Source organism: Nocardioides sp. NPDC006273 (assembly GCF_040613495.1).
In the GTDB taxonomy this organism is placed as follows: Bacteria; Actinomycetota; Actinomycetes; order Propionibacteriales; family Nocardioidaceae; genus Nocardioides.
In genome coordinates, this window is sequence record NZ_JBEXSD010000126.1 from 1 (window position 1) to 2,888 (window position 2,888).

Sequence of the window (2,888 nt, forward strand, 5' to 3'; positions counted from 1 at the left end):
GGGTGTGGTCGAGGCTCTTCACCTCGTAGGCGAGCGACTTCATCGGAAGGTGCTGGAGGTTGGTGAAGATCGTCTGCTGCTGATCGACGAGCTTCCTTGATGGAGGGCCGCCGTCGGCGTATCTGGCTGTGTCAGAAGTCAGGCGTTGGCCTTCTTCTTCCCCGGTCCCTTGCGGTGCAGGTGAGCCGGGCCGATCTCGCCACCGCGAAGCAGGTCGAGGCGCTCCTTGAGGATGTCCTCGAGCTCCTTCTCCGAGCGCCGCTCCAGGAGCATGTCCCAGTGCGTACGCGCAGGCTTCTCGGCCTTCTCCTCCGGCTTGGCACCGGAGAGGTTGAGAGCCTCCATGCCGCAGCGCGGGCACTCCCAGATCGCCGGGACCTCGGCCTCGTCCGACATCGTGATCTCGAAGTCGTGGCCCTGCGGGCATCGGTAGGCCACCTGCTGGCGGCCCGCGAACTCGATCCCGCGTTCGTCCTCAAAACTTTGTCCGCCCAGTCGGGCGCCGCGCAACGTGCGCTCGGCCATGAAGCACCTCCTGAGTCGATCGTCCCCCGTTGAATGAACTGAAGAGCGAGGCGGTCTGCGGACTCATAACGCAGGCCGGTCAGGCCTCTTCATACCTGCAACGGTACAGAGGAGGTGATGATTCCGTGAAATGTCGAGGTTCTCGCCGTGGTGTTCGATACAGGTCCCGCCTGACCTGCGGATCTCCCTGAGAAAGTCCTGAGGGCCCGGTGTCGCGAATCCGCCAGTCGCCTCAGACCCGTTGGGGAGCCCGGTTGCCGGCCTGCTCGATGCCCTTCGCGGTGTTCACCAGGGCGAGCAGTGCGCCCCCGATGACGAAGAAGGCGATCAGCGCCAAGATGGCCGGACGGTAGGAGTCGGTGAGCTGGTAGACGAGCCCGAAGACCAGGGTGCCGAGCCACGAGGTGCCACGGTCCATGGCGTGGTAGAGGCTGAAGTACTCCGCCTCCTTGCCGGCCGGGATGAACAGCGAGAAGTACGAGCGCGCCAGCGCTTGGGTGCCACCCATGACCAGACCGATGCCGACACCGACGATCAGTAGCGGGACCAGCGTCTGCTCCGGCACGAAGTAGGCCACCACGACGATGAGCATCCAGCCGCCCAGCCCACCGAGGATCACCCGCTTGGCACCGAAGACCTTGGCCAGCCGCCCGAAGAAGATCGCCCCGCCGACCGCGACGAACTGCACCAGCAGATAGATGCCGAGCATCGTGCCGGTCTCGAATCCGAGCTCCTCGACCCCGTAGATCGACGCCGAGCTGATCACGGTCTGGATGCCGTCGTTGAAGAAGAGGTAGGCCAGCAGGAAGGTCAGCGCGACCGGATACTGCGGCAACTCCTTGAGCGTCACGAACAGCTGACCGAAGGAGCGTGCGACGACACCGCCGGAGACGTCCTCGACGTCCGCGGGCTCGTGCCGCCGGATCCGACGCCAGGGGATGATGATGAACCCCGCCCACCACAGGCCGGCTGAAAGCATCGAGATCCGCACGGCCAGCTCGGTGCCGAGGCCGATCGGGTCTGCGAAGGTGACCAGGAGGAAGTTGACGGCGAGCAACAGCCCACCGCCGGCGTACCCGTAGGCCCATCCGATCGAGGAGACCCGGTCGCGCTCGTCCTCGGTCGAGATCAGGGGCAGGATGGAGTCGCTGACCACCACCGCCGCCCCCGCACACAGGTTGGCGATGATGAACATGATCGAGCCGAACCACCAGTTGTCCCCGGTCATGAAGAACAACAGCGCCGCGCAGAGCGCACCGGCCCAGGCGAAGCCGACCATCAGGTCCGGCTTGCGCGAGGTGCGGTCGGCGATCGCGCCGACCAGGGGATAGATCAGCGCCGAGAGCAGGGTGGAGAAGGTGATGACGTACGACGGCAGTGCACCGGGTGCGATCGAGAGCCCGAGCACGTCGATCCGGTTGTCGACGGCAGCGGCCTTCGCGATCTCGATCAGGTAGGGCGCGAACAGCACCCCGGCGACCGTCGTCTGGAACGCGGAGACGGCCCAGTCGGTGAAGAACCAGCCCTTCTGCTCCCTGACCCGCTCGGCCGGACTGATGTCGCCGATCCCGGCTGATGTGCTCACTTCTCGGGCTCCTCATCGTTCTGTCCGGTGGGCTCAGCCCGAGGCGTCGTAGCCTCCCACAGGCCACGCTCCTGCAGGAACGCTTTCAGTACGTCGGTGCGGTCGGTCATCAGACCGTCGACGTCACGCTTGAGCAACCGCTCCATCTCGGCCGGGTCGTCGACGGTCCAGACATGGACCTCCTTGCCCGCCTTGTGGGCGCGGCGGACGAGACCGCGAGACGCCACCCGGATCGACAGCGGCCCGGGAAGACGGTGACGGTGCGGGATCTGGAAGGCGTCGAAACGGGCGCCGGCCAGCCGCTTGGCGATCCCGGCCGTAGGCGCCAGCAGGTAGGCCAGCACCTCTCGCGGGTGGGCCGAGGTGCGTACCCGGCCGTTGGTCAGGCGCCGAAACCTCTCCAGCCGTCGCCTCGAGAACGAGCCGACGATGACCTTGTCCTCGTGGTCGGTCGCCTCGAGCAGCTCGGCCACGGCACCGACCGACCCGTCGGACTTGAGGTCGATGTTGAACGTCGCCTCCGGGAAGGCCGCGAAGAGCTCGGCCAAGGTCGGCACGCCGTGCTGGCCGCCGATGCGGGCTGCCTGCACCTCGGCGTACGTCATCTCCGCGATCAGTCCGCTGACGTCGGTCACCCGGTCGAGCGCCTCGTCGTGGAAGGCGAGCAGCACCCCGTCACGAGTGTCGGCGAGGCCGCCGAAGTTGGTCTCGAAGCCCCAGATGCGCTGGGAGGGATCCATCATCGTGTCGTTGTGGCCGTCGGGGGCCTCGAGCTCGA

General features: G+C 66.6%; 3 protein-coding genes. All 3 read right to left on the minus strand.

Translation table 11 applies throughout. The features are described 5' to 3' along the window. Positions 1 to 138: 138 nt before the first annotated feature. Positions 139 to 525, minus strand: coding sequence for an RNA polymerase-binding protein RbpA (locus ABZZ22_RS26925; protein ID WP_008359714.1), 387 nt, complete (start codon positions 523 to 525; stop codon positions 139 to 141). Between the two features lie 232 nt (positions 526 to 757). After that, positions 758 to 2,110 (minus strand): MFS transporter, encoded by a 1,353-nt coding sequence (locus tag ABZZ22_RS26930; protein ID WP_354938626.1) that lies wholly within the window; start codon positions 2,108 to 2,110, stop codon positions 758 to 760. Beyond that, positions 2,107 to 2,888, minus strand: a 782-nt coding sequence (locus ABZZ22_RS26935; RefSeq protein ID WP_354938629.1) for a glycerophosphodiester phosphodiesterase family protein, incomplete at its 5' end; no start/stop codon positions are given. The genes ABZZ22_RS26930 and ABZZ22_RS26935, both read right to left, overlap by 4 nt.

What these genes read in the sequence shown, in the direction of transcription:
- ABZZ22_RS26925 (WP_008359714.1), bottom strand. Translation starts at nt 525, where the DNA reads ATGGCCGAGCGCACGTTGCGCGGCGCCCGACTGGGCGGACAAAGTTTT.